Below are 26577 nucleotides of genomic sequence, written 5' to 3' on the forward strand. Positions count from 1 at the left end.
GGGCGTGCCCGCCGAGTTACCCATGCGCTTTCGAAATCAATTGTTGCGTTGCGCAAATTTACCCGATCGCGACCGGGCCATCTCGTCGACCCGCGACCCGCGCAGGGAAATCTGCCCGTAATTCGCGAAGCGGTGGGGAAACGTGCGAGGATATTGCGCGCATGCCGTGGCGCAGCGGTGGATCCATGGGGTTCATCGGTGCGACGATCCGCCGTAGTGTAATGGCAGCACCACTGATTTTGGTTCAGTTAGTTCAGGTTCGAGTCCTGGCGGCGGAGCTGGCGATGGGGCTGTGACCTGCGTGAATATCGGGCAAAGCCCCGAGCCGGTGCTCAGGCCCGGGTGGACTAGGGTGTGGGCGGACGGCCGGCCGCCGAGCCCGCCGCAGACCGAGCCTGCGAAGGCCCGGCGCAGGCAGAGACAGCCGCAGGCAAAAGACAGCGCAGACCAGCACGATGACAGGCAGCCGAGGGAGATCCATGCCACAGCAGACCGCCGTCGTCGTTCTTGCCGCCGGTGCCGGAACTCGAATGCGGTCCAAGACACCGAAAGTGCTGCATTCGCTCGCCGGGCGCAGCATGCTCGAGCACGCCCTGCACGCGGCGAACGAGATCGACCCCACCGACCTGATCACGGTGATCGGCCACGACCGCGAACAGGTCGGCGCCGCGGTGAATTCCGTTGCGGCAGAACTGGGTCGCGAGATCACCTCCGCGGTACAGGAACAGCAGCTGGGTACCGGGCACGCGGTGCAGTGCGCCCTGTCGGCTCTGCCCGCGGACTTCACCGGGGATCTGCTGGTGACCTCCGCCGATGTGCCGCTGCTGGACGGGCACACTCTCTCGGCGCTGCTGGACGAGCATCGCAGTTATCAACCGCGTTCCGCGGTCACGGTTCTGACCTTCGTTCCCGAGGATCCGAACGGTTACGGCCGGATCGTGCGCGATCCCGACGGCGGCGTCCTCGAGATCGTCGAACACGCCGATGCCACCCCGGAGCAGGCGGCGATCAACGAAGTCAATTCCGGCGTCTACGTTTTCGACGTCACCGTGCTGCGGACGATGATCAGCCGGCTGACGACCGCCAACGCCCAGCACGAGCTGTATCTGACCGATGTCCTGAAGCTGGCGCGCGAGGGCGGCCATCCGGTACACGGCGCGCGCCTGGTCGATGCCGCCAAGGTCACCGGCGTCAACGACCGGGTGCAGATGGCGCAGGCGGCCCGCACCCTGAACCGCTACATCCTCGAGCGCCATATGCGCGCCGGAGTCACCGTCATCGATCCGGCCACCACCTGGGTGGACGCGAGTGTGCGCATCGGCCGCGACGCGGTGCTGCGCCCCGGGGTCCAACTGCTCGGCAACACCGTGATCGGCGAGGATGCCGAGGTGGGACCCGATTCGACCCTGACCGATGTGCTCGTCGGCGAGGGCGCGAAGGTGGTCCGGACCCACGGCGAGGGCGCCACCATCGCCGCCGCCGCCACGATCGGGCCGTTCGCCTATCTGCGTCCGGGGACGATCGTCGGCGAATCCGGCAAGATCGGCGCATTCGTGGAGACCAAGAACGCCTCGATCGGCGCGCATTCGAAGGTCCCCCACCTGACCTACGTCGGCGACGCCACCATCGGCGAGTACAGCAACATCGGCGCATCGAGCGTGTTCGTCAACTACGACGGCGTGAAGAAACACCACACCGTCGTCGGTTCGCATGTGCGCACCGGCAGCGACACGATGTTCGTCGCGCCGGTGACCGTGGGCGATGGCGCATATTCGGCAGCGGGTACTGTGCTGCGTAGAAATGTTCCGCCGGGAGCGCTGGCAGTATCCGGCGGGGCGCAGAAGAACATTGAGGGCTGGGTGCAGCGGTATCGTCCCGGGACGGCCGCGGCGCAGGCGGCGGCGGAGGCGATCGCGGCCGATGACAGAGCGAGTCAGGCAACCGAGCAAAAGGATGGCAACACAGAGTGACCGCGTTCTCCACCGATAACCAGAAGAACCTGATGCTGTTCTCGGGGCGCGCTCACCCCGAACTGGCCGAGCAGGTCGCGAAGGAACTCGACGTCGCGATCACGCCGCAAACCGCCCGCGAGTTCGCCAACGGCGAGATCTTCGTTCGCTTCGAAGAGTCGGTGCGCGGCTCGGATGCCTTTGTGTTGCAGAGCTTTCCGGCTCCGCTGAACCAGTGGCTGATGGAACAGCTCATCATGATCGATGCGCTCAAGCGCGGTTCGGCCAAGCGGATCACCGCCGTCCTGCCGTTCTACCCCTACGCCCGCCAGGACAAGAAGCACCGCGGTCGCGAGCCCATCTCCGCCCGCCTGGTCGCCGATCTGCTCAAGACCGCCGGCGCGGACCGCATCATCACCGTCGACCTGCACACCGATCAGATCCAGGGCTTCTTCGACGGCCCGGTCGACCACATGCACGCCCTGGTCCAGCTGTCGGAGTACGTGCGCAACCACTACAGCACCGAGAACGTCACCATCGTCTCCCCCGACGCCGGTCGCGTGAAGGTGGCCGAGAAGTGGGCCGACGCGCTCGGTGGCGCGCCGGTGGCGTTCATCCACAAGACCCGCGACCCGCTGGTGCCGAACCAGGTCAAATCGCATCGTCCCGTCGGTGACGTCGCCGGCCGCACCTGCATCCTGATCGACGACATGATCGACACCGGTGGCACCATCGCCGAGGCCGTACGCGTGCTGCGCGAGGCCGGAGCCGGCGATGTGGTCATCGCCGCCACCCACGGCGTGCTGTCCTCCCCCGCGGCCGAGCGCCTCGCCTCCTGCGGAGCCAAGGAAGTCATCGTCACCAACACCCTGCCGATCACCGAGGACAAGAAGTTCCCCTCGCTGACCGTGCTGTCGATCGCCCCGCTACTGGCGCGGACGATCCGGGAGGTCTTCGAGAACGGCTCGGTGACGGGCCTGTTCAACGGCTCCGCGTAGCTCCCCCGCCTCTCCGCGTATTCAGCGTGTCGTTGGGTGGGCGATGGGTTAGCCGTCGGTCTCTCCTTGGGTGCGTGTCGGTTTTTGGGCGTGCCCGGGGAGTTACCCATGTTCTTGCTAAATCGGTCGTTCCGTCGGGTGACTATCCGACGGGGCGACTGATTTGTTCTGGGGGTTGTTCTCTCCTCTTCTGTCGTGATCAGCGGTAGCGTTGGTTGTAGGGTGCACCGCGAATGTCGAGTGTGCCGGCCTGCGAGAAGGGTGGGCTGATGGCCGACGACGACACTTACCCGTTGATGGACGAGGTGTTCGAGATGGGCGATGACGAGCGCGAAGACCTGGACTACGACCTCGGGGACGATGAACAGGCCGACGAGATCCGCGAATATCAGCGCTACATCGATGATCCGCCGGCCGACCTGGAAATCAGGTATCACGAGAACGACGACGACGGCCGCCTGGGGATCCGCAGCGAACTCGACCAGGAATGGACTCGGCGCCGGCATCGTCAGGAGTTGCGTGACGAGGACGAGCGGCCCGCCGAAGTCGCCGCCATCGAGGTCGTCGACGAGCCGGGCGACTGAGCGGCGCCCGGTCGGGGCGGGCGCCGCGGAACGTGTCCGCGGCGGTCGCTAAGTTGGCGGTATGAGCGGATTCGCGGGGTTCCCGTTCGCCGGGCTCGACTTCTACGAGGATCTGGAAGCCGACAACTCGAAGGCTTTCTGGACCGCCAACAAGCATGTCTACGAGCAGTCCGTGCGGGCGCCTATGGTGGCGCTGACCACGGAACTGGAGAACGACTTCGGACCGGCGAAGATCTTCCGGCCGTATCGCGATGTGCGGTTCTCCAAGAACAAGGCGCCCTACAAGGACCATCAGGGCGCGGTGGTCCGCACCGCCCCGGGAGCGGGCTGGTACGTCCAGATCGGCGCGCCCGGACTGTACGTGGCCGGTGGGGTGTACGCGCCGACGCCCGAGCAGCTCGCGCGGTTGCGCACCACGATCGACGACGAGGTGCGCGGTCACGAATTGCGGGCGCTGCTGGACGGGGTGGCGGCGGTCGGCTATGTGATCGGCGGGGAGCAACTGAAGACCCGGCCCAAGGGATTTCCCGCCGACCATCCACGCATCGACCTGCTGCGCCACAAATCCCTGGTGGTCCACAAGGACTTCGGCGCGCCGCCCTGGCTGGAAACACCCCGCGCCGCCACCGAAGTCCGGGCCGCGTGGGAGGATCTGCGGCCCGTCGTCGAGTGGCTGGCCGCGGTCATCGGCAACTGACCCCGGCGGACAATCCGGGCCGGGCGATCAGCGTCGTTCGGCCAGGACCAGCACGAAACGCTCGTCCGGATCGCTCCACACCTCTTCGGTGGCGAATCCGGCGCTGTCCAGTTCCCGGCCGAGGCCGTCCACGCGGAACTTGGCCGAGATCTCGGTGCGCATCTGCTCACCCTGCGCGAAGTCCACGACCAGGTCGAGATCGGCAACGGTGACCGTCATATCCCGGGTCGCCGCCAACCGCATCTCGATCCACTCGTTCTCCGCGTCCCAGTGCGCGATATGCGCGAAGGCTTCCGGGTCGAAGTCGGCATGCAGCCGAGAGTTCAACACGTGCAGGACATTTCGATTGAATTCGGCCGTCACGCCCGCGGCATCGTCGTAGGCGGGCACCAGCACCGCCGGATCGGTGACCAGGCCGGCCCCGAGCAGCAGCTGCTCACCCGGTTCGAGGACCTGCTGAATGCCGGCCAGGAATTCGGCCCGCTCCTGCGGAACCAGATTGCCGATGGTGCCGCCGAGGAATGCGATCATCCGCCGACCACCGCGCGGGAGATTGTGCAGGGTTTCGGTGAAATCGCTGACCACCCCGTGCACCGCGAGATTCGGGAATTCGGTACCGATCTGCTCGGCGGCACCGCGCAGCGCCGAGACCGACACATCCTGCGGCACATAGGTTTTCAGTGGGCCCTCGGACAGCAGGGCCGACAGCAGCAGACGTGTCTTGGCCGCCGAGCCGGCGCCCAGCTCCACCAGCACCTCGGCCTGGGCGGTGCGTGCGATATCGCCGACCACGCGCTCCAGCAGCGCGCGCTCCGTGCGGGTCGGGTAGTACTCCGGAAGTTCGGTGATCGCTTCGAACAGTTCGCTACCGCGCGCGTCGTAGAACCACTTCGGCGGCAACGTCTTCGGATCGGCGGTGAGTCCGGTCCGAGCGTCCGACCGCAGGGCAGCGTCGAGATCGTCGTCGGTGAGATGGATGTCCAGCGTCGGTTCGCTCATGAACGGGCCCTTTCGGATTCATCAGGTCCTGCGGAGAGAGTGGGTTGTGCTGTGTCCAGCGGCTCGACCACGAGAAGACCGGGCCGCACCGTCACCACCTGCCGGTCGGTGATCGCCTGCCAGCGTGGATCGTCGTCGTACGGTTCGGAGGAAACCACCGCGACCTCGTCGGTGACCAGCACCGACAGCGAGTGGTGAACAGTTGTCGCCCACAGTGTTTCGCCGTCCCCGAGTAGCAGGTTCAGCCGCGCGCTCGGCGCCTGCGCCAGTACGGCGCGCACCGTCGCCGACACGGCCGCCGCGACGGCCCGGAGCCGGGCGTCGGACTCGCTGCGTCCCTCGAACGACGGCGACAGTGCGCCGATTCCGTCCAAGGCGGCGCGCAGCACTACCCAGAGCGCGGCGGAATCGGTCGCGGATTCGGCATCCAGCAGATCCGGCGACCCGAATTGCTTTGCCACCACGGGTAACACCGTGCGCCAGTTCTGAATCACGCCGTTGTGGCTGAACGCCCATCCGCCGTCGGTGAACGGGGCGCAGGCGGTCCGCTCCACCGGCATGCCGACCGTGGCCGAACGCACCGCGGCCAGCACCGCCGGTGACGACAGTTGCGGCAGCACCTCCTCCACCACGGGGTCGGTCCAGATCGGTGCGGCATTGCGGTAGCGGCTCGCGGCTCCTTCACCGGTCCACCACGCGACCCCGAAACCGTCGGCGTTGACGGTTCCCCCGTGACGCATATCGTTCGGCGCCCACGACTGGGTGCGCAGCGAATGCGTTCCGCGAGTGAGCAGTTCACCGACCGGAGCCGGTGGTCCCAGATAGCCGAGATGTCGGCACATCAGCGCTCGTCCGGTCGCAGGTCGCGGGCGAGGCGGAAGCCGGAGAAGATCTGCCGACGGATCGGGTGGTCCCAGTTGCGGAAGGTACTGCGGCAGGCGACCGGGTCGGTGCCGAAGGATCCGCCGCGCAGGACGCGGTAGTCACCGCCGAAGAACACCTCGGAATATTCGCGGTAGGGGAAGGCGGCGAATCCCGGGTACGGCTCGAAACCCGAAGCGGTCCATTCCCATACGTCGCCGATCAGCTGATGCACCCCGGACGGCGACGCACCGGCCGGATAGGCGCCGACATCGGCCGGTTCCAGATGGCGCTGCCCCAGATTGGCGGTGGTGTCGTCGGGTTCGGCGTCGCCCCAGGGATATCGACGGGATCGCCCGGTGGCCGGATCGAACCGCGCGGCCTTCTCCCATTCGGCCTCGGTGGGCAAGCGTTTGCCCGCCCAGTTGGCGTAGGCCTCGGCCTCGAACCAGCACACGTGCACCACCGGCTGCTGCGGGCGCACCGGCGCCGGCGTCCCGAAACTCCGCCGCCACCAGCGATTGTCGCTGTCGCGCTCCCAGAACTGTGGCGCGGTCAGATCGGCCTCCATCCGGTGGGCCCAGCCCCGCTGTGACCACAACTCGGGCCGGTGATAACCGCCGTCCTCGATGAACGCCAGATATTGCGCATTCGTCACCGGCGCCGCATCGATCGCGAAGCCGGGCAGGTGCACACGATGTTCGGGCCGCTCGTTGTCGAGGGCCCACGGATCCGAGGAGGTGCCCATGGTGAATTCGCCCGCGGGCACCACGACTTCGTCGCCGACCGCGACACGCGCTCCCGGTGCGGGCGCGGCGGTCAGCACCGCGGCGCCGGCGCGCAGCTGATGGGTGGCGAGCATGGTCTCATCGTGCTGCTGTTCGTGCTGGGCGATCATGCCGAAGGCGAAACCACTGTCCACCAGGCGGTTTCCGCGCAACGGGCTGGAATTCAACACATCCAGCACCTTGTCCCGCACCGTGCCCACGTACCCGCGTGCCTGCGCGGGATTCAGCAGCGGCAGCGCAGGGCGGTCGGCGCGGGCATGCCGGAAGGCGTCGTAGAGGTGGTCGATATCGGCCCGGACCGGCTCACGCCCGCCGACATCGCGGACCAGCCACAGTTCCTCCTGGTTGCCGATATGCGCCAGATCCCACACCAGCGGGCTCATCAGCGGCGAATGCTGGGCCACCAGTTCGGCCTCGTCGACCGCCTCGGTCAGCACCGTCGTGCGGGCGCGGGCGCGAGTCAGGACCTCCGCGATCTGTGCGCGTAATCGCTCGGTGGCGGCGTGATCGGTTCCCGTGTGAACGGTCATCAGTGCTCTCCCAAGGGTCGTGCCCGGCGGCCTCGTCGCACCGAGGCGCCGGTCGTACTCATTCGGCCGTCTCGGCGGGTGCGCAGCGGGCAATCTCCCCGTCCGGAATGCGCCCGCTGCGACATCGCCGTACCGCGGCCCAGATCTGCTCGGCGGCCTCGTCGCTGCGGGCATGCTCGGCGGCGAGGGTCAGCAGTTCGACCGCGACGGAACGGATCTGGGGGTCGGCCAGGCCACAGCGGGCGGCCGAGGCCCATTCGTCGGCGACCGGTTCGGCCAGCGCGGTCGCCTCCTCGACCACCGCCGGAGTCGACATCAGCGCATCGATGGCGTGGATCGGCACGGTCCACTGCTCACCCGGCTGTGCGTCCAGATAGCGGACCTCCAGATGTCCGGACGCGCGCACGGGAGGAAAGACCGTGGTCAGGTGGTAGTCGAGATCCTCGACCTCCGGGCGGCGGCCGATCTCGTCGTCGAGCGCACCGCACAGCCAATCCGCGAAGGTGGCGCCGGGCGGCGCCGTCCAATCCGCCTCGGCGGGGCCGCGCCGCACGCACAGCAGCGGGGTGTCCAGCGCCCAGCGGCCGTAGTCGGTGACCGGATCGGCCCAGCTCCGCACCGGCGGCCGGGTGCGGGCGTGATCGAGCCGCAACCAGGTGCGCATCCGCTGCGACGCCCAGGCGCCGGTGGGAGCACCGTGCAGATCAGGGGAACAGGCGAAGGCCGCCACGAGAGCCGGACCGACCGCGTAGAGCGCGTTCCAGCGGGCCGCGATCTCGGCGGGGTCGGCCCCCGCGTCCACGCTGACCTGCGTGGCGGCGGTATTGCACATCATCAGCTTGCCGTACGGGCCGAGGCCCGCGAACGCCCGTTCCATCGCGCGATAACGCGGCAGGCGAAGCACCCGGCGGGCCTGCCGACCGGCATCGGCGGCGGCGGAATACGTTCGGATGGATCGGGTTTCGAGCAAGTCGGAGAGAAAGCGAGAATCCTCGAGCAGCCGGGCGCAGAGTTGCGCGGCATCGGCGAAGGGGGCGCTGGACAATTCGATCTGGCCACCGGGTTCGAGGGTGATCCGGCTGCCACCGGGAAGTGCTTTGGCGGGTGAATCGGGCGAAACAGACTGCGGGGCATAAGGCCCCAGCGCATCCGCGAACATCGACAGACGCGGACGCGAATCCGGCGCCGACAGCTCCCCGCGAGCGGTGAGCCACTCCAGTTCGGCACCGATCAGCGTGGGCGGGCCCTGTTTGAAACAGACACCTCCCACATAGGCCTCCGCCGCGGCGCGCGAAGACAAACCGGCACCCAATCCGGCCGGCGCCTTGTCCACCGTTACCGCCATGCCAACCTCCGCTCGAGCCTACGGGGATCACCCACCGCGTTCCGCCCACCCGGAGCCGATATCGGCGACAGTGCCGCATCGACCGAGTGCCGGTATTGCGTGTAGCAGTGCAACGAGAGACCGCGCCCGGTTCTTCCGTCGCTCGAACCAGGGTAGCCGCGCGCACCGACACAGAATCCGTCGAAACGGTGAACATGCTGTTCGCAGCGGCACCACCAGCACCACAGCCCCAGCCGGCCGCCGCTGTTTCGCCTCTCGCCGGCCCCCTCGGCGGCGGCGCCCGCGCAGCTGATCCGGCCGGTTCCCGGGACGGCCTCGGGCGTCGGCGGCCGACGATGGCCTACCGTCGACAGGGTGCTCGATATTGACCGACTGCGCGCCGACATACCCGCCTACGACACCGCCGGACCGCCGCCGGTCTTCCTCGACAGCGCGGGGTCCTCGCTCCCCCCGCGGATCGTCGTGGACACCGCCGTGGCGCATCTGCGGCGCGAGGCCGAGATCGGCGGATATCGCGCCGCCTCGGAGCGGCTCGACGATCTGGCGGCGGTCAAGACCGCGATCGCCACACTGATCAACGCCGACGCCTCCGCGATCGCCCTGAGCGACAGCGCCTCCCGTTCCTGGTCGGATTTCTTCTACGCCGTACCGCTGCGGCCGGGCGATCGCATTCTGGTCTCGGGCTCGGACTACGCCAGCAATGTGATCGCGGCTCTGCAGCGGGCGCGGGCGGCGGGTGCCACCGTGGAGGCCATTCCCAGCGACGAGACCGGGCAGATCGACCTGGTGGCCCTCGACAGCATGCTCGACGACCGCGTGAAGATCGTCTCGCTGCTGCACGCCCCCACCAACGGCGGACTGGTCAACCCGGTCGCCGAGGCCACCCGCATCGCCCATCGCGTCGGTGCGCTGGTCCTGCTGGACGCCTGCCAATCCGCCGGTCAGATCGGCATCGACGTCGCGGAGCTGGGCGTCGATGCCATGTCGGCCACCGGCCGGAAGTGGTTGCGCGGCCCACGCGGCACCGGCTTCCTCTACGTCCACCCGGACGTCTGCCGCGAACTCGAACCCAGCCGCCTCGACCTGCACAGCGCCGCGTGGACCGGGCCGCAGGACTACCGTGTGGCCTCCGATGCGAGCCGCTTCGAATTCTGGGAATGCGACGTGGCGGCGCGATTGGGTCTCGGCGCGGCGGTGAACTACCTGCTGGATCTGGGACCGGAGAACGTCTATGCCGATGTCGCCGCCAAGGCGCGGCATCTGCGCGAGAATCTGCCGTCGATCCGGGGAATCACGGTGCGGGACCTGGGAACCGAACATTCCGGCATCGTCTCGTTCACCGTCGAGGGCGTCGATCCGGGCGAGGTGCGCGAGACGCTGCGTGCCGCCGACATGACGGTGACGGTCAGCTACCGTAGCTCCACGTTGCTCGACATGTCCGCGCGTCGGCTCGAATCGGTGGTGCGAGCCTCGCCGCACTGCTTCGTCACCCTCGAGGAGCTCGATCGCTTCCTCGAGACCGTCGACCGCCTCGCGGGTTGAGGCGGCCGAACCGAGTTCCGATTTTCATCGTGTTATTCGTAGTGCGACGCTGAAACGATCACGCTCCGGCGCCGGCTAACGCCGCGCCCGCGCACCGAGATAGTGCAGATGTGCCGACCGCCGGTCGGGTGGAGACGGGAGTTCGAGGGTGAGCCGGTTCACCGAGGAAATGTTCGCGACCGCACAACGTTCCCGCCGGGGGCTGATCACCGGGGAGCCGGAGACGCCGCTGCGCCGGGGTTGGGACGAGATCCACCGCCTCGCCCGGCGAATGGCCGGCGGGCTCGCGGCGGCCGGGATCGAGCACGGCGACGCCGTCGGTGTGCTGGCGGGTATGCCCGCCGATATCGCACCGGCCTGCCAGGCGATCTGGATGCGCGGGGCGTCGATCACCATGCTGCATCAGCCGACGCCGCGCACGGATCTGCAACTGTGGGCCCGCGACACCGAAACCGTGCTGCGGATGATCGAGGCCCGCGCGGTGGTGCTGGGCGCGCCGTTCGAGGTGGCGGCGCCGCTGCTGGCCGAACGCGGCATCACCGTGGTCCTGACCGACGAGCTGGCCACCGGACCCGACACCGATCCGGTGCCGACCGAGGAATCCGATATCGCGCTCCAGCAGCTGACCTCCGGTTCCACCGGATCGCCGAAGGCGGTGCGAATCACCCACGAGAACTTCTACGTCAACGCGTACGCCATGTTCGATCGGGTGAAGTTCCAGCTCGATCAGGACGTGATGGTCAGCTGGCTGCCGCTGTTCCACGATATGGGCATGGTCGGATTCCTCAGCGTGCCGATGCAATTGGGCGCCGAGGTCGTCTGTGTGACGCCGATGGATTTCCTGAAACGGCCGATCCTGTGGGCCGAACTGATCTCGAAATACCGCGGAACGGTCACGGCCGCACCCAATTTCGCCTATTCGCTGCTGACCCGCCGCTTGGCGCGCGCCGAGGACGGCATCGTGGATCTGAGCAGCGTGCGGTACATGTGGAACGGCGCCGAACCGGTCGATCCCGACACGATGGACGCCCTCGCGGCGGCCGGGAAACGTTTCGGGCTAAGCGCGTCCGCGCTCACGCCGGTGTACGGCATGGCCGAAACGACACTGGCGGTGTCGATTCCGGATCCGGGCGTCGGGCAGGTCGTCGACATCGTCGACGCGGATCTGCTCGAGGCGCTCGGCAAGGCGGTTCCGGCGACGGATCCGGCGGCCCATCACGGCAATCTGCGCCGCCTGCCGCTGCTGGGCCGCCCGGTGGACAATCTCGAGATCCGGGTGGTCGACGACGAACACCGGCCGTTGCCGACCCGAACGGTGGGCGTGCTCGAGGTGCGGGGACCCGCGGTCACCACCGGATATGTGACCGTCGAGGGCTTCCGGCCCGCTCGCGACGCCGAGGGCTGGCTCGACACCGGCGATATCGGCTACGTGACCGAAGACGGATCCGTGGTGGTCTGCGGCCGGATCAAGGACGTGATCATCATGGGCGGGCGCAACATCTTCCCGACCGATATCGAACGCGCCGCGCTGCGCGTCGCCGGGGTGCGGCCGGGCAACGCGGTCGCGGTGCGCCTGGACGCCGGGCAGAAACGCGAGAGTTTCGCGGTCGTGGTGGAGAGCAACGACTTTCAGGATCCCGAGACGGTGCGCCGGATCGAGCACGACGTCGTGCACGAGGTCTTCACCGCGGTCGGCGCCCGCCCGCGCAGCGTCACCGTCCTCGGCCCGGGCGCGCTGCCGAAGACATCCTCCGGCAAGTTGCGCCGCTCCGCCACCGCGGCGCATCTGAGCTGATCGGCACGAGAGTTACCGCGGTACCGGATCTTCCGACGCGTCCACCGGATAGCGGTCGCCGAGGGGCTTCCGGTCTCGGTACACGAAAGCGGCGACCAGATCGTCGGCGACGCGGGCCAGATCGTCGCGGCCCTCGACCGCACCGCACCAATCCAGCGGCAGCGCGTCGAGGCCGTGGCGAGCGCCGAGGATATTGCCGGCCACCGCACCGGTGGAATCGGAATCACCGGAGTGGTTGACCGACAACAGGAATGCGCGGCGCACATCCCCGGTGCGCTCGGCATCCAGCGCGCAGTAGACCCCGACGGCCAGACATTCCTCGGCCACCCAGCCCGCACCCACCTGTTCCACGCCCTCCGAGGTTCCGGCGCCCGCGTCTGCGGTAGCCACGGCCTTGCGCAGGGCGACGGCGGTTTCCGCGCCACCGGCCATCACCTCGACCTGACTCGTGGTGTCCTGCACCGCCGTTCGCAGATCGGCGCCGTTCACCAGCCGGTCGATCAGGGCGGCGAACGCCCCCGCGGCCAGATATCCGGTGGGATGGCCGTGGGTGAGCTGGGCACACCGCGCCGACGCCTGGAAGGCGGCCTCGGGTCCGAGGGCGGCCAATCCGAACGGCGCGGACCGCATGACCGTGCCGCATCCCTTGGAATCCTCGTTCACCGGCCCCGGGACGCCGAAGGGCTGTGGTTCGCGATAACTCTGCGCCTGCCGGTTCAGCCCGCGCATACACGCGTTGCCCGGTGCGCGCACCGCGTACAGATAGGGCAGACTCGCCAGCCAGCCGTCGGGACGCGGGTTGGGCGCGTGTTCGCGTTGAGTCCGCAGCCAGCGCAGATAGGCGCGGCGCAGGGCCGGCGCCGGATCCGCCCCCGGAGCACACCGCAACAGTCCCTCGGCGGTGAACAGCGTCATCTGGGTGTCGTCGGTGATCTGCCTGGGCGCGGATTCGTCTGCCGCCGGGGCGAATCCGGTGAGCCCGTCGGCCCCGAACCGGTCGCGGATCTGTTCGAGTTTCAGGAATTCGATCGGCCAGCCCAGCGCATCACCGACCGCCCCGCCCAGCAGCGTGCCCCGATACCGATCGAAAATCGTCGTGTAGTCCTGCACGGCCACCGATCTTCGCAGAGGATCGCTCAGTGCAGTTGGTTCTGGGCGGTTTCCAGACCCACGCGCAGCAGCAACTCCACCGCGTCGGCGGTCTGTTCGACCAGCACCGGAACCTCTTTGCGTTCGGGCGCGGAGAACGGTTTGAGCACGAAATCGGCCGGATCCTGCCGGCCGGGCGGGCGGCCCACACCGAACCGCACCCGCAGATAGTCCTTGGTGGACAAGGCATTCGAAATCGAACGCAGCCCGTTGTGACCACCTTCACCGCCGCCGCGTTTGAGCCGGATGCTGCCGAACGGCAGATCCAGTTCGTCGTGCACGACGATGACCTCGGTGGGCGGGACCGAGAAGAACCGGGCCAGCGCCGCGACCGGGCGGCCGGACAGATTCATATAGGTGCGCGGCTTGGCCAGCAGCACCTTGCGCCCGTCGAGCCGGGCCTCGACGAGGTCGGCGCCCGACTTCTTGTGGACGGTGAACCGGCCGCCGATGCGCTCGGCGAGCACATCGGCGACCAGGAAACCGGCATTGTGCCTGGTGCGCTCGTATTCGGGCCCGGGATTACCCAGCCCCACCACGAGCGCGGGGGCAGTAGATTCCGTCATCGAAACCCGTTGAACGACCGAATTATTCGGCGCTCTCGGCCTCGCCCTCGGCCTCGCCTTCACCCTCGCCCTCGACGGCCTCGGCGGCCGGAGCGACGATGATGTTGACGATCAGCGCCTCCGGGTCACCGGACAGGGCGGCGCCCTTCGGCAGCTCGACCTGACCGGCGGTGATCTGGGTGCCGGCCTCGGCGCCCTCGATCGAGACCTCGATGGATTCGGGCACGTTCAGCGCGTCGACCTCGATCGACACGGTGGTGGCCTCCTGGGTGACCAGGGTGCCCGGGCCCGCGTCGCCGGCCAGCGCGACCGGCACGTCGACGACGACCTTCTCGCCACGCTTGACGATCAGCAGGTCGGCGTGCTCGATGTAGCGGCGGATCGGGTGCACGACCACGGACTTGGTCATGGCCAGCTGCTTCTTGCCGTCGATCTCCAGGTTCAGGACGGCGTTGGTGCCGTGCTCACGCAGGATCGCGGCAAAGGCCTGGGCGTTGACGGCCAGGTGCTTCGGCGCCTCGCCGTGGCCGTACAGGACGGCAGGAACGTTGCCGTCGCGACGGGTGCGGCGCGCGGCGCCCTTGCCGAATTCGGTGCGGGTCTGAGCTGCGAGAACGCTGACGTCGGACATGACTGAAATACTCTCCTACGGCTTTCCGGGGCGGACGGTGTGCTGGCCAGGTACTGTCCTGAATTCGGACGGCCCTGACGAAAGGGTCTGCTCGTCGGGCGATGACCGCACGACAACGGCCGGAAGCCGAGCCGCGTCGATCACGGTGCGCACTGGGTGCGACACCCTCGCCGAGACAACCTGAGAACAATAGCATGTAGCGGAAATCGCTTCCGCGCAGCACCCCGATGCGGTAATGCACGCCGGACGGGCAAACTTCCGCACCCTCGGCCCCGGCCGGTTCAGGCGGATCCGGCGCGGAAGTGCGCCGCGTAGCAATCCACGTAGCGGCGGCCCGAACGCATCGCCAATTCCACCATGAGGTCGTCGGTCGCGGTGCGGACCGCGTCCCGATCGACCGGCAGGAAGGTGCGAGGCGCACCGAAGACGATGCGAACCTTGCCGAAACGCAGCAGCCGCCGCCCACGCCGATTCACCAGATCGGTGCCGTTCAGCGCCACCGGCACGACCGGCGCGCCGGTCTGCATCGCCACCCGGATCACCCCGGTGCGGCCGCGATAGACCCGGCCGTCCGGCGAGCGGGTCCCTTCCGGGTGAATGCCCCACACCCCGCCCGACTCCAGAATCCCGACCGCCGCGGCGAGCGCATCCGCCGAGGCGGAACCACCGGAGCGATCGACGCGCACCTGCCCGGTCGCCGTCATCACCCAGCGATTGATCCGCCCGCGCCACCCCGGCTCGTCGAAATACTGGCTCTTGGCGAGAAAGGTGATCCGCCTCGGCAGCACGAGCGCCAGATAGAGGGAGTCGATCGCGGCCAGATGATTCGCCGCGATGATCACCGGACCGTCCTTCGGAACATGATGCAGCCCTTCGACTTTCGGCCGCCCCAGGATCCGCAGCACCGGTCCGATCAGAACGAACTTCAAAAGCCGATACCACATACATACCCTCCGCGCCAGGTCGTAGACACTGTCTACCTACAAGTCTAGTAGACAATGTCTACGCGGTCATGTCGCTTCTCGTCACACTCCGTACCGGTGGGAGCCGTCCCCGGTAATCGATGCCGTGCGGTGGCCCCGTCACTCGACCCACGCACCCGCCCGCGAATGCCGAATCGCCATGCGACCGGCACCGCTGCCGAACGGGGGCGGAACCCGCACGCGACAATGTGCGGCATGGGTGTGGACGAACCGGTGCGGGAACGGCTGGTGAGTGCGGGTGTGGGGTTGCTGGAGGAGGTCGGTGCCGCACAGCTCGGATTGCGGGCCATCGCCCGGGAGGCGGGGGTGTCGCACGGCGCGCCGCGGCGGTACTTCCCGACCCACAACGCTCTGCTGGCCGCCGTCGCGGTGCACGGATTCGCAGATCTGAGTGAGCGTTTCGCAGCACACGAGAGCGAGATCCCGCGGGTGCGAATCGACCGGATGGCCGGTGAATACATCGACTTCGCGGCACGGCGGCCCGAGATGTTCACCCTCATGTTCCGACACGATCTGCTGCAAGGCTCGGGAGAGAACCTGCGCCGCAAGACGATTCCGATCTACCGGACGTGGGCGGAGCTGGTCGCGAACTGCGTGCGTGACCGTGCGGAAGAACGCGCCTTCGGGCTGTGGACGAATCTGCACGGCATCGCCACCCTCGTGGCGAACCGGAGTGTGGAACTGATCGCGCCGGGCATCGACCTGGACCGGCTCGTGCTGCGCACGGTCGCCCAGCACCTGTCCGACTGACCAGGACCGCGATGGGGCCTGCGCACCCGTCCTGACCGGCAGTTTCCCTGGACCGCCGCCGTCCCCGGTGCGAGCCGAAGCCGCTCACTCACGTATTCTGATGCTTTGCCCTGTCCCGCGAAGAGGAGCCGATCGGTGAATTCCCCCTCAGCCAGCACGACCACATCCGGGCGGGTGGCGCAGGAGGCGGAACGGCGGCGCACCTTCGCGGTGATCTCGCATCCGGACGCGGGTAAATCGACGCTGACCGAGGCCTTGGCCCTGCACGCGAAGATGATTTCCGAGGCCGGCGCCATTCACGGGAAATCCGGCCGGAAATCCACCGTTTCCGACTGGATGGAAATGGAGAAGGCGCGCGGTATTTCCGTCAGCTCGACGGCGCTGCAGTTCGAATACGGCGAATGCGTGATCAATCTGGTCGACACGCCCGGCCACTCCGATTTCTCCGAGGACACCTACCGGGTGCTGACGGCCGTCGACGCCGCGGTCATGCTCATCGACGCCGCCAAGGGCCTGGAGCCGCAGACGCTCAAACTGTTCCAGGTGTGCCGCCACCGCGGCATCCCGGTGATCACCGTGATCAACAAATGGGACCGTCCCGGACGGGCGCCGCTGGAACTGCTCGACGAGATCAGCGAGCGGATCGGCCTGACCCCCACGCCGCTGTTCCTGCCGGTCGGCATCGCGGGCGATTTCCGTGGGCTGCTGCGCCGCGGTCCCGAGGGCGCCGCCACCGAATACATCCACTTCACCCGGACCGCGGGTGGCGCGACCATCGCGCCGGAGGAGTCGTACACGCCCGACCAGGCCGCCGCCCGCGAAGGCGAACCGTGGGAGACCGCGGCCGAGGAGAGCGAACTGCTCTCGGCCACCGGCCAGGACCACGATCAGGAACTGTTCCTCGCCGGGCAGACCTCGCCGGTCATCTACGCCTCGGCGATGCTGAACTTCGGCGTGCGGCAACTGCTCGACACGCTGGTGGCGCTGGCCCCGCCACCCGGTTCCCGGGCCGACGTCGACGGCTCGCCCCGGGAACCGGCCGACCCGTTCAGCGCGGTCGTGTTCAAGGTGCAGGCCGGAATGGACGCCGCGCATCGCGACCGGCTGGCGTTCATGCGCATCGTCTCCGGGGAATTCGAGCGCGGCATGGTCGTCACGCACGCTCAGACCGGACGCCCGTTCGCGACCAAATACGCGCTCACCGTCTTCGGCCGCGAGCGCGCCACCGTCGACACCGCCTATCCGGGCGATGTGGTCGGTCTGGTCAACGCGACCGCGCTCGCTCCGGGCCACACGCTGTTCGTGGACAAGAAGGTCGAATTCCCGCCGATTCCGTCCTTCGCGCCGGAACATTTCGCCACCCTGCGCGCGCGTAGCGCGGGCAAGTACAAGCAGTTCCGCAAGGCCATCGATCAGCTCGACTCCGAGGGCGTGGTGCAGGTGCTGCGCAACGACCTGCGCGGCGACGCCTCCCCCGTCCTCGCGGCGGTCGGCCCGATGCAGTTCGAGGTGGTCACCGCCCGCATGCAGGCCGAATTCAACGTCGAAACGCAGCTGGACTTCCTGCCCTATCAGCTGGCCCGGCGTACCGACGCCGCCTCGTCGGCGGAGCTGGACCGCCAGCGCGGGGTCGAGGTCTTCACCCGCAGCGACGGCGTCATCCTGGCCCTGTTCAGCGACAAGTGGCGGCTGCAGTACATCGAGAAGGAAATGCCGGAACTGACGCTGGAACCGCTCGTCGCGACCGCGGACTGAACGGCCGGGGGGAGACGATTACCCGATCGCCTCGTCCGGTTCTTCCTCGACCGGCCCGCCCGGAGTGTCCTCGATATTCGACACCACGGCCGGGATATCGGGCGCCGAACCCGTCTCCCCGGTGATCACACCCCACCGGCTGGCGGTCAGGCGCAGACTCGGCAGGTCCGACAGCGACAGCACGACCTCGTAGGTCCGCTCGTAGCCGGTGTGGGCGATGCGCCAATGGCCGTCGTCGCAGCGCACATACCGGTCGTTGTAGAACGCCGCCCCGCGCAGCAGCATGTTGTGACCGGGGATGAGTACGGTGTCGGCCAGGTACCAGGTGCCGGTCGCCGCATCGCCGTCGATATCGATCTCGGGATGGTCGCACCGATGTTCGGTGATGACGTGGGGCCCGAGGGTATTGCGCATGAATGCCAGGAACGCATCACGCGACTCGAACTGCAGGTACTCGCTGTAGGTCGCCGTCGCCTCCGGGATCATCGTGTCGGCGAAGTCTTCCCACGATTTGGTGTCGAGCGCTCTCAGGTACCGGAACTTCAGCCGGCTGATCGCGGAGACGGCATCGGAATCCATACCTCAACAATCCCACCGGATCCGGCGAATCTGCGCAGATCGGAAAATAGGTATCGGATCGCTACACACCGTTGACCGGCAGTCGCAGGTCAGGACCCGTTGATGGTGAAGCAGGTCTTGCAGAAGTCCTCGCCGAATTCGGTGAGGCGCAAGCTCTTTCGCACGATCTTGGGCACCCGGCCGGCTTGCTTGAGCGCCGATTCCACGATCGGCTGCACCTCGAGCACCATATAACGGCTCAGCACCACCGGATCGTCGGAGGTGGTCAGCAGACCGAGGCGGTTCAGATTGATCAAATACAGCCGCGACCGGTCCGGATACCGCACGCCGGCCTGCTCCGGAACCGAGGTCAGATCTCCCGCGACCAGCTCGGAACCGATCCCGAGCGGCCGGTTGGTGCGCACGTCGACCGAGGGCTGTGGCCCGTTGATGGCCATGAACCGCAGAATCCGCGCCTCGTCCGAGGACAGCTGATCGAGGATGCGGTCGTAGGCCGGATGCACTTCCTCGGTGAAGTACACGTCGGCCGAGCGCGCGAGCAGGTTGTCGCCGCGGCGGCGCAGATCGGCCAGGGTCGACGAGCGGACCAGCCCGCCGGCCGACGGGCCGGGCGCCTGGCCGTTGGTGGGGACGTAGCTGACGATCTCGCGCACCGAACCCTCGGTGACGCCGAGGACGCTGCGGGCGACGGACTGCAGTGCGGCTCCGGTACGTTCGGCGATCTCGGTGGAGGATTCACCGTCGAGCGCGGCCTGGGCGATCTGCTTGGTGACCTCGAGGCCGGTGCCGACCGCCCACTGGCCGCCGCGGACCGCGGTCCCGGCAGCCAGGCCGGCAGCCCGGAAGACGCCGCGGATCATGCGGGCTTCGTTGCTGATCTGCCGCTTCTCCACGTCCGAGCTGCGTTCCACAGCGCGGGAACCGGGTCGGACCACATCCTGTCCGGTCCTGTCGTCTGTCACGTCATTCTCCGAATATCGCCAGGTGAACGAGTCCGCTCACATATTCTTACCGCACCCCGAAGGCCACCGGCCATGTTCGGCGGCTCTCGGCCATGAGCGCCGACACCCGCCCAGCGATAGCGGCATGAATGTGGTTCCGGTCATTCTTGCGGCTGCCGCTGTCCGGTGCGACATTCCGATCACGCCATGTGATCGAAGTCTCCGCCATACGCTACCGCGTACAGCTTTCCCACCCGAATTGGATCGCGACTTCCGCGGCGGCCTCCGTGGTTACGCAGGCTGCCGCCTCCGGCCGCGTCGCTACAGTCGCCAATTGGACCCGTTTCCGGAATTCACAGTAAGGTTCGCCTGGCCGACGGGGTACGTTGTAGTGCCGGTGTGACGGCGGTCACCGGTAAGGGGTCGGCAGGAGGGTGTCGTGCTGGATAGTTTGCTGGGTTTTCACCCGACGATTTTGCTGGAACTGATCACGATCCCCCTCTTCACGGGTGTCATCGGCTATATCACCAACTGGACCGGCATCCTGATGCTGTTCAAGCCGCTACGCTTTCACGGGTTTCGGGTACCGGGTCTGAAATGGTTGTTCCCCTATCTTCCCAAGCGCATTCAGGTGCTGCCGTTGCTGCAGTACGACGGCCGCATGGGCTGGCAGGGAATCGTACCCTCGCGCGCGGACAAGATGGCCTCGATCGCGGTCGACAAAGGGCTCTCGAAACTCGGTAGCGTCGCCGACTTCTATCGCGAACTCGAGCCCGATGAACTGGCCGCGCATCTGACCGATATGGCGCAATCGCAGATCCGCGACATCGTGGAGGAGATTGCCCGCCGCGAACATCCGCAGCTCTGGTACAACCTGCCCGCGCAGGTCCGGGAGTTGGTACACGAGCGGGTCCGGGAACAACTCCCCGAGATCCTCAAGGAACTGACCGACGAACTCGGGTCGAACATCGAACAACTGCTCGATGTCAAACAGATGGTGATCCGGTATTTCCAGTCGCGGCCGCAGTTGCTCAACACCGTTTTTCAGGTGCTGGGCGCCAAGGAGTTGCGGTTCATGCAGAACTTCGGCTTCTATTTCGGCGCGCCGATGGGTCTGGTGCTCGTCGCGGTGCTGCATCTGACGCATTGGTCGCCGCTGGTGGTGCTGCCGGTCGGCGGTGTGATCATCGGCTGGGTGGTCAACTGGATCGGGCTCAACATGATCTTCGAGCCCGCCTATCCGAAGTGGTGGTGCCCGTGGCGGCAGGGCTTGCTGATCAAGCGGCAACCCGAAATCACCGAGGGCTACGCCGAATTGGTGGCCACCCAGATCATCACGATCGCCAATGTCGGTGACGAACTGCTGAACGGGCCGCGCTCGGACCGCACCATGCAGGTCCTCGAGGACACCCTGCGCCCGGCCACCGACCGCGCGCTCGGGCCGATGCGCGGGGCGCTGAAGTTCATGATCGGCAGCCGGGACTACGCGACCCTGCAGACCCGCTTCACCGACGAGGCCAAATCGCTGGCGCCGGCCGCCTTCGCCGATCCCGGGTTCAACGCCCAGCAGAGCCGGCAGGTCAGCCAGTACATCGCCAAGCAGATGGCGGCGCTGAAGCCGCCGGACTTCGTCGACATGTTGCGCGCGGCGATCAAACAGGACGAGTGGCTTTTGTTCGTCCATGGCGGTGTGCTGGGGCTCATCGCCGGTTACGCTCATCTTCTGATCTTCGGAACGGAAGTAGCGAACGTATGGCTGTGAGCGGATCCGCACCGGAAAACGGTGACGGCGCCGAGTTTTCGATCGAATACGCCGAGGTGGTCGCCGAGTCCGGCGACGCGGCGGCCGGTACCGGTGCGACCGAAATCGAGACGGTCTTCCCGGAACCGGACCCCCGCACCACCGACCTCGTCGCACGCCGGTCGGCCGAATTGATGCTGCCCGAGGATGCCCGCCCGGGGTGGGCCGGTCCCGTGCGCACCACGACCGGTGTGGTGCGGGTGGCGCTGTCCGCCGTCAGCGAGGCCGCGGCCTGGAGCCTGGGCACCGCGGTCGGCGTGACGGCCACGGTGGTGCGCGGCAGTATGTCCGGGCAGCCGCCGCGCCATGTGCTCTCCGAGGCCGGTGAGCAGGTTCGCGACTCGCTGCGGCGCGCACTCGGCATCGATGCCACCTCCGGCGGCGCCCCCGCCCCGACGGCGCCGAGCCTGCGCGACCGCGGCGCCGAACTGCTGCGCCGCTCGGCCGATGTGCACTGCGAGGACAGCGATCATCCGGCCTTCGCGCGCATCCTGGCCGAACTGGCTCCCGACGAGGCCCGGATCCTGCGCTTCCTGTATCTCGACGGGCCGCAGCCGGCGCTCGACATCCGCACCGGGCGGCCGCTGAGTTCGGGCACCCAGCGCATCGAGGTCGGCATGTCGCTGATCGGTGAGACCGCGGCGCTGCGCTTCGCCGACCGCGCGATCACCTATCTGACGAATCTGCGCCGCCTCGGACTCATCACCGTCGACGGCGATCAGCTGGACAATCCGGTCCGCTATCAGCTGCTGGAATCACAGCCGGAGGTGCGGCGGTTGCTCAAGCGCGGATTCGGCACCAAGGTCGCCTACCGCAGCATCGCGCTCACCTCGTTCGGCACGGATTTCACGTGTGCGTGCCTGCCGGTGCCGCCCCTGGGCCACGCCCTCTGAAAAGTCCGGACACGTTCTGCGAGGGTCGGCCCGCCCGGGCCGACCGCACCACATACGCTCAGCCGACCTCTTCGGCGAGTTCGAGCCAGCGCATCTCGGTCGATTCCTTCTCGGCCTGCACCTGCTTCAGTTCCGCGCCGAGGCTCACCAATTTCTCCGGGTCGGTGGCGGCTTCGGCCAGCGCGGTGTGCAGGCGTTCCTCCCGCTCGGTGAGTTTCTCCAGCGTCCGCTCCAATCGGCCGAACTCCTTGCGCGCGGCGCGATAGGCCGCGGAATCTGTTGCGGGAGAGGATGTTTCGTCCTGAGCCGAGGCTCCGGAGGGACGCCGAGAGGTGTCGGCGAGTGCCGCGCGACGACGCAGGTATTCCTCGATGCCGCCGGGCAGGTTGGTGAGCTTGCCGTCGCCGAACAGGGCCCAGGTGGAATCGCTGATGCGCTCGATCAGATACCGGTCGTGGGAGATCACGACCAGAGTGCCGGGCCAGCCGTCGAGCAGATCCTCGAGTTGCTGCAGGGTGTCGATATCGAGGTCGTTGGTGGGCTCGTCGAGCAGCAGCACATTCGGCTCCCCCATCAGGATGCGGGTCAGCTGCAGACGGCGGCGCTCACCGCCGGACAGATCACCTACCGGAGTGCGCTGTTTGGCCGGTGTGAACCCGAGCCGCTCGGCGAGCTGACCGGCGCTGATCTCCTTGTCTCCCAGCATCGTTCGCTCGGCGACCTCGGCCACCGCTTCCAATACCCGCATATCGGTGGGCAAATCGTCGAGTTCCTGCCGCAACCAGCCGATCCGGACGGTCTGGCCCTGAATTCGCTTACCCGCGGCCGGTTCCGCGTCACCGGCGAGAGCGCGCAACAGGGTGGTCTTGCCCGACCCGTTCACACCCACCAGGCCGACTCGCTCCCCCGGCGCCAACCGCCAGGTCAGATCGCGCACCAGCTCGCGGCCGTCGGGAGTGGTGAGCGTGGCGTCCTCGAGTTCGATCACGACGCGGCCCAGGCGTTTCCGCGCGAAGGAGGCCAGCTGCACGGTGTCGCGCGGCGGCGGCACATCGGCGATCAGCGCCTCGGCGGCCTCGACCCGGTAGCGCGGTTTCGAGGTGCGGGCCTGCGGGCCGCGTCGCAGCCACGCCAATTCCTTGCGGGCCAGATTGCGCCGGCGCGCCTCGGTGGCATCGGCTTGGCGGGCCCGTTCGGCGCGGGCGAAGATCCAGTCGTTGTAGCCGCCCTCGTAGCTTTCGACCTTGCCGCCCACCACTTCCCACGTGCGAGTGGCGACGGTGTCGAGGAACCAGCGGTCGTGGGTGACCACCACGAGTGCGCTGCGGCGCGCGAGCAGATGTTCGGCCAGCCACTGCACGCCCTCGACGTCGAGGTGGTTGGTGGGCTCGTCGAGCACCAGCAGATCCAGTTCGCGCACCAGCGCGGCGGCCAGCGCGACGCGGCGGCGCTCGCCACCGGACAGATTCGCGACCGAGGCGTCCATCCCCAGATCCGCGATGCCGATACCGTCGAGCACGCTGCGGATACGTGGGTTGGCGGCCCACTCGTGCTCGGCGACACCGTCGGTGCGCGCGTCTTCGGCGAGCCCGGCCAGTACCACCTCCCCGACCGTGGCCCCTTCCGGCAGCACACCGCGCTGGGTCACGACCGCCATGCGGAGGCCGTTGATGCGGCTCACCCGTCCGCTGTCGGGCTGTTCGAGCCCGGTCAGCACCTCGAGCAGTGTGGTCTTGCCCCCACCGTTGAGACCGACGACCCCGATCCGCTCACCCTCCTGCACGCCGAGGGACACCGTGTCCAGCAGCGGGGTGATTCCGAAGCTCTTGTCGACCTGCTCCAGATTGATCAGATTCGCCAAGGGGTCAGTCCTCTCCGAGTACGGCGGGGCCTTCGGGTGTGCCACGAGCTCGGCGCAGGTCCGGCCGCGTCGCGCGCGCCGGCTGCGCTTCCGCAGCGGCGGGACCACGCCCGTCGGCTTCACCCGTGAACATTACGGCACGAGGGCGCACCCTTCCGGCGCGGGTGAACCGGCCCTCGGTCTTGCGCTTGCTCGGGATCGCGTCCTTCCGAGCGACCGAACACCGGTGGCGCGTGAGTTTCGTGGACTCCCGGCTGAGCCGGGCCGCACTCGCACGCCGGCCTCCGAGGTCGCGCAGGCGGTGGCCGTGCGAATGGGCGGTCACCTTCATCGGTGACCGGAGGAGCGTCCGGTGCGCGACGACCGCGCGGTGTCGGAAGCCGCCGAGTAGATGTCGGCCGTGGCGAGCAGTGGCTCACCGCCGCGCACTGCGGTTGCGAAACGCGTTGAGGCATAGGTAGTCTGCTTGCAATCCACATGGGTTCTCCAGAAGTATGGCCGTAGTGCGGGAGCCCCGCCTCATGAGGCGCGGAGTGGGCGGCGCTGATTTGTCGACCCCACATTCGGAGGATTCTCATGACCGACTCGTCATCTGCCATCGCCTCGTCGTCGTCCGTTTCGACGTCGCACGACCGTTCCCCCGGGAGTTCCGGGCTACCGGACGCGATGCGCGCGGCCCACGGCGTCAAGGTCGGCATCGGGTTGCCGATCGCCGATCCGCAATCACTCGTCGAATGGGCCGAGCGGGCCGAATCGGGCCCGTTCTCCACCCTCGGACTGCTCGACCGACTGGTCTACGACAATCCGGAACCCCTTGTGACACTTGCCCTTCTGGCCGGCGCGACGCAGCGGATCCGATTGCAGACCGAAGTGCTCATCGCGCCGCTGCGCGAGACCGCGCTGCTCGCGAAACAAACCGCCACCCTCGACCGGCTCTCGGGCGGCCGGTTCACCCTGGGTCTCGGTGTCGGCGGCCGCGCCGACGACCATGAAGCGTCCGGCACCGAATTGCGCACGCGCGGAAAGCGTTTAGACGAGCAGGTCGCGACGATGCGCAGGCTCTGGTCCGGTGAACCCTACAGCGAGAGCTGCGCCGCGATCGGCCCGCAGCCGCAGACCCCCGGCGGCCCGGAGTTGCTGTTCGGCGGGTTCCAGACCGCCGCCTTGGAACGCGTCGCGCGCTGGGGCGGTGGCTTCCTCGCGGCCGCCGCACCCGCGTGGGCGCCGGGCCTGTTCGACACCGTGCACCGCTTCTGGCGCGAATACGATCGCCCGGGCGAACCTCGCATCGTCGCGCAGGTCAATGCCGCACTCGGCTCGGACGCGGTGATCGACGAGGCACGCTCGGCCATGGCCGCCTACTACGAATTCAGCGGTCGCGCCGAGTTCATGGTCGAGGGCATGCTCACCACCCCGGACCAGATCCGCACGGTCACAAAACAATTCGCCGATCTCGGCGCCGACGAAGTGATCTTCTACTGCTACGGGCGAGACCCGGAACAGGTCGACCGCCTCACCGACGCTCTCGCCTGAGGGACGTCATCGGTAGGGCCGGGGGCGAACGACGCCACTCGCGCGCCGATCGGCACCGGCCCGTCAGGCTGTCAGTGCCGCCCGTCGGCTAGTACCCGCGCACCCGGCACCGGCCCGGTCGCGATACGAACGCTGCGGCACACACCCGCGCCGGAGAGTTCGGCCGATACGGCCACCGCATCGGCTTCGCTACCGCACAGGAAGGCGCAGGTGGGCCCCGAACCGGAGACGATTCCGGCGAGGGCGCCCGCCTCGACGCCGGCCCGCAGGGTGCGGCGCAGTGCCGGATTCAGCGATAGGGCGGCGGCCTGCAGATCGTTGCCGAGCAAGGGTGCGAGCTGGGTGGCGTCGCCGGAGGCCAAGGCCTGCAACAGTTCCTGCGGATCGCCGAGGCGCGGCGGTTCGCCGTTCTCCCGCAGCCGGTCCAGTTCGCCGAACACCTTCGGCGTCGACAACCCCTCCTTGGCCAGCGCCAGCACCCAGTGAAAGGTGTTGCGCGACAACACCGGCAGCAGTTTCTCGCCACGGCCGCGCCCCAGTGCGGTGCCGCCGTGCAGGGCGAAGGGCACATCGCTGCCGAGTTCGGCCGCGACATCGGCCAATTCGTCGCGCGACATCTCCAGACTCCACAGCTCGTTGAGTCCGACCAGCGTCGCGGCGGCATCCGCGCTGCCGCCGGCCATCCCCCCGGCCACCGGAATACCCTTCTCGATCTCGATCTCCACCAGCGGAGCGCGGCCGGCCAGATGTCCGAGCCGGACCGCCGCCTGCCACACCAGGTTCGTGCGATCGGTCGGCACCTGTGCGGCACCCTCCCCGTGCACGCTCACGGCCAGCGATCCGGCCGGGGCGATCCGCACGTCGTCGGCGAGCGACAGTGCCTGGAAGACCGTGGTCAGTTCGTGGTATCCGTCGCTACGCAGGTCATCGACCCCTAGATGAAGGTTCACCTTCGAAGGGGCGCGCACAACCACGGAACTGGGTACTACAGACAGCACGGGGCTAGGTTATCCGGCCGCGCGGCAAACGGTCGGTTTGCCGCGCGAC

General features: G+C 67.9%; 23 protein-coding genes and 1 tRNA gene. 12 read left to right on the top strand and 12 right to left on the bottom strand.

From position 1 onward, the window contains the following. Nucleotides 1-207 precede the first annotated feature (207 nt). The 5 genes from RJ03_RS21335 to RJ03_RS21355 all read left to right on the top strand — a co-directional run bounded on the left by RJ03_RS21335 (nucleotide 208) and on the right by RJ03_RS21355 (nucleotide 4228). A tRNA-Gln gene (locus tag RJ03_RS21335) sits at nucleotides 208-278 on the top strand. Between the two features lie 201 nt (nucleotides 279-479). Beyond that, entirely contained in the window at nucleotides 480-1970 is a 1491-nt protein-coding gene (glmU, locus tag RJ03_RS21340; protein WP_036505162.1) for a bifunctional UDP-N-acetylglucosamine diphosphorylase/glucosamine-1-phosphate N-acetyltransferase GlmU, read from the top strand. Then, a complete protein-coding gene (locus tag RJ03_RS21345) occupies nucleotides 1967-2947 on the top strand; it encodes a ribose-phosphate diphosphokinase (protein ID WP_030515237.1) in 981 nt (326 codons plus the stop codon). Before glmU ends, RJ03_RS21345 begins: the two co-directional genes overlap by 4 nt. A 233-nt stretch (nucleotides 2948-3180) precedes the next feature. After that, nucleotides 3181-3531 carry a hypothetical protein gene (locus RJ03_RS21350; protein ID WP_245552348.1) on the top strand — a complete coding sequence of 117 codons (351 nt, stop codon included), beginning with the start codon at nucleotides 3181-3183 and terminating at the stop codon, nucleotides 3529-3531. 61 nt (nucleotides 3532-3592) lie between these two features. After that, a complete protein-coding gene (locus RJ03_RS21355) occupies nucleotides 3593-4228 on the top strand; it encodes a DUF2461 domain-containing protein (RefSeq protein ID WP_036505166.1) in 636 nt (211 codons plus the stop codon). Between the two features lie 27 nt (nucleotides 4229-4255). Here RJ03_RS21355 and egtD read toward each other — a convergent pair whose 3' ends face one another. From egtD to egtA, 4 genes are read right to left on the bottom strand one after another with little or no spacing between them, the layout of a single operon-like run. Continuing rightward, the gene (gene egtD, locus RJ03_RS21360; RefSeq protein WP_036505168.1) at nucleotides 4256-5227 is read right to left on the bottom strand and encodes an L-histidine N(alpha)-methyltransferase; all 972 of its coding nucleotides are present in this window, start codon (nucleotides 5225-5227) and stop codon (nucleotides 4256-4258) included. After that, a complete protein-coding gene (gene egtC, locus RJ03_RS21365; RefSeq protein ID WP_051025010.1) occupies nucleotides 5224-6069 on the bottom strand; it encodes an ergothioneine biosynthesis protein EgtC in 846 nt (281 codons plus the stop codon). Before egtC ends, egtD begins: the two co-directional genes overlap by 4 nt. Then, nucleotides 6069-7406, bottom strand: a complete 1338-nt coding sequence (gene egtB, locus RJ03_RS21370; RefSeq protein WP_036505171.1) for an ergothioneine biosynthesis protein EgtB — start codon at nucleotides 7404-7406, stop codon at nucleotides 6069-6071. Before egtB ends, egtC begins: the two co-directional genes overlap by 1 nt. 58 nt (nucleotides 7407-7464) lie before the next feature. Next, the gene (egtA, locus tag RJ03_RS21375; protein ID WP_036505172.1) at nucleotides 7465-8751 is read right to left on the bottom strand and encodes an ergothioneine biosynthesis glutamate--cysteine ligase EgtA; all 1287 of its coding nucleotides are present in this window, start codon (nucleotides 8749-8751) and stop codon (nucleotides 7465-7467) included. Between the two features lie 354 nt (nucleotides 8752-9105). Here egtA and RJ03_RS21380 point away from each other — a divergent pair, with 354 nt between their 5' ends. Both RJ03_RS21380 and RJ03_RS21385 read left to right on the top strand, forming a co-directional pair. Further along, the gene (locus tag RJ03_RS21380; protein WP_036505173.1) at nucleotides 9106-10293 is read left to right on the top strand and encodes an aminotransferase class V-fold PLP-dependent enzyme; all 1188 of its coding nucleotides are present in this window, start codon (nucleotides 9106-9108) and stop codon (nucleotides 10291-10293) included. A gap of 148 nt (nucleotides 10294-10441) precedes the next feature. Next, nucleotides 10442-12088, top strand: a complete 1647-nt coding sequence (locus RJ03_RS21385) for a fatty acyl-AMP ligase (RefSeq protein ID WP_036505174.1) — start codon at nucleotides 10442-10444, stop codon at nucleotides 12086-12088. Between the two features lie 12 nt (nucleotides 12089-12100). Here the strand turns inward: RJ03_RS21385 and RJ03_RS21390 are convergent, their stop codons facing one another. From RJ03_RS21390 to RJ03_RS21405, 4 genes are all read right to left on the bottom strand, one after another. Further along, a complete protein-coding gene (locus RJ03_RS21390) occupies nucleotides 12101-13198 on the bottom strand; it encodes an ADP-ribosylglycohydrolase family protein (protein WP_036505175.1) in 1098 nt (365 codons plus the stop codon). A gap of 26 nt (nucleotides 13199-13224) precedes the next feature. After that, a complete protein-coding gene (gene pth / locus RJ03_RS21395) occupies nucleotides 13225-13803 on the bottom strand; it encodes an aminoacyl-tRNA hydrolase (protein ID WP_036505176.1) in 579 nt (192 codons plus the stop codon). A 22-nt stretch (nucleotides 13804-13825) separates the two neighbouring features. Continuing rightward, nucleotides 13826-14434: a 50S ribosomal protein L25/general stress protein Ctc gene (locus RJ03_RS21400; protein WP_036505178.1), complete on the bottom strand. Its 609-nt coding sequence runs from the start codon at nucleotides 14432-14434 to the stop codon at nucleotides 13826-13828. Nucleotides 14435-14715: 281 nt separating this feature from the next. Next, nucleotides 14716-15378, bottom strand: coding sequence for a lysophospholipid acyltransferase family protein (locus RJ03_RS21405; RefSeq protein ID WP_036505180.1), 663 nt, complete (start codon nucleotides 15376-15378; stop codon nucleotides 14716-14718). Between the two features lie 234 nt (nucleotides 15379-15612). Between RJ03_RS21405 and RJ03_RS21410 the strand changes: the two genes are divergently transcribed. Together RJ03_RS21410 and RJ03_RS21415 are read left to right on the top strand one after the other, a co-directional pair. After that, the gene (locus tag RJ03_RS21410; protein ID WP_036505244.1) at nucleotides 15613-16167 is read left to right on the top strand and encodes a TetR/AcrR family transcriptional regulator; all 555 of its coding nucleotides are present in this window, start codon (nucleotides 15613-15615) and stop codon (nucleotides 16165-16167) included. 135 nt (nucleotides 16168-16302) lie between these two features. Then, nucleotides 16303-17922 (top strand): peptide chain release factor 3, encoded by a 1620-nt coding sequence (locus RJ03_RS21415; protein WP_036505182.1) that lies wholly within the window; start codon nucleotides 16303-16305, stop codon nucleotides 17920-17922. Between the two features lie 18 nt (nucleotides 17923-17940). Here RJ03_RS21415 and RJ03_RS21420 read toward each other — a convergent pair whose 3' ends face one another. Both RJ03_RS21420 and RJ03_RS38485 read right to left on the bottom strand, forming a co-directional pair. Further along, nucleotides 17941-18501: a nuclear transport factor 2 family protein gene (locus RJ03_RS21420; protein WP_036505183.1), complete on the bottom strand. Its 561-nt coding sequence runs from the start codon at nucleotides 18499-18501 to the stop codon at nucleotides 17941-17943. 89 nt (nucleotides 18502-18590) lie between these two features. Then, entirely contained in the window at nucleotides 18591-19463 is an 873-nt protein-coding gene (locus RJ03_RS38485; protein ID WP_036505185.1) for a DUF4393 domain-containing protein, read from the bottom strand. Between the two features lie 418 nt (nucleotides 19464-19881). On the opposite strand from RJ03_RS38485, the gene RJ03_RS21430 reads away from it, so the two are divergent. Continuing rightward, nucleotides 19882-21204 carry a DUF445 domain-containing protein gene (locus RJ03_RS21430; RefSeq protein WP_083871237.1) on the top strand — a complete coding sequence of 441 codons (1323 nt, stop codon included), beginning with the start codon at nucleotides 19882-19884 and terminating at the stop codon, nucleotides 21202-21204. Next, nucleotides 21201-22136, top strand: coding sequence for an Abi-alpha family protein (locus RJ03_RS21435; RefSeq protein ID WP_245552349.1), 936 nt, complete (start codon nucleotides 21201-21203; stop codon nucleotides 22134-22136). Before RJ03_RS21430 ends, RJ03_RS21435 begins: the two co-directional genes overlap by 4 nt. A 58-nt stretch (nucleotides 22137-22194) precedes the next feature. Here the strand turns inward: RJ03_RS21435 and RJ03_RS21440 are convergent, their stop codons facing one another. Further along, the gene (locus RJ03_RS21440; RefSeq protein WP_036505187.1) at nucleotides 22195-23997 is read right to left on the bottom strand and encodes an ABC-F family ATP-binding cassette domain-containing protein; all 1803 of its coding nucleotides are present in this window, start codon (nucleotides 23995-23997) and stop codon (nucleotides 22195-22197) included. Nucleotides 23998-24573: 576 nt separating this feature from the next. On the opposite strand from RJ03_RS21440, the gene RJ03_RS21445 reads away from it, so the two are divergent. Continuing rightward, nucleotides 24574-25530: an LLM class flavin-dependent oxidoreductase gene (locus RJ03_RS21445; RefSeq protein WP_245552350.1), complete on the top strand. Its 957-nt coding sequence runs from the start codon at nucleotides 24574-24576 to the stop codon at nucleotides 25528-25530. 71 nt (nucleotides 25531-25601) lie between these two features. On the opposite strand, the gene RJ03_RS21450 is transcribed toward RJ03_RS21445, so the two are convergent. Beyond that, nucleotides 25602-26528: a 4-(cytidine 5'-diphospho)-2-C-methyl-D-erythritol kinase gene (locus tag RJ03_RS21450; RefSeq protein WP_036505192.1), complete on the bottom strand. Its 927-nt coding sequence runs from the start codon at nucleotides 26526-26528 to the stop codon at nucleotides 25602-25604. Nucleotides 26529-26577 lie beyond the last annotated feature (49 nt).

The organism is Nocardia aobensis NBRC 100429 (assembly GCF_000308375.1).
Taxonomy (GTDB): Bacteria; Actinomycetota; Actinomycetes; order Mycobacteriales; family Mycobacteriaceae; genus Nocardia; species Nocardia aobensis.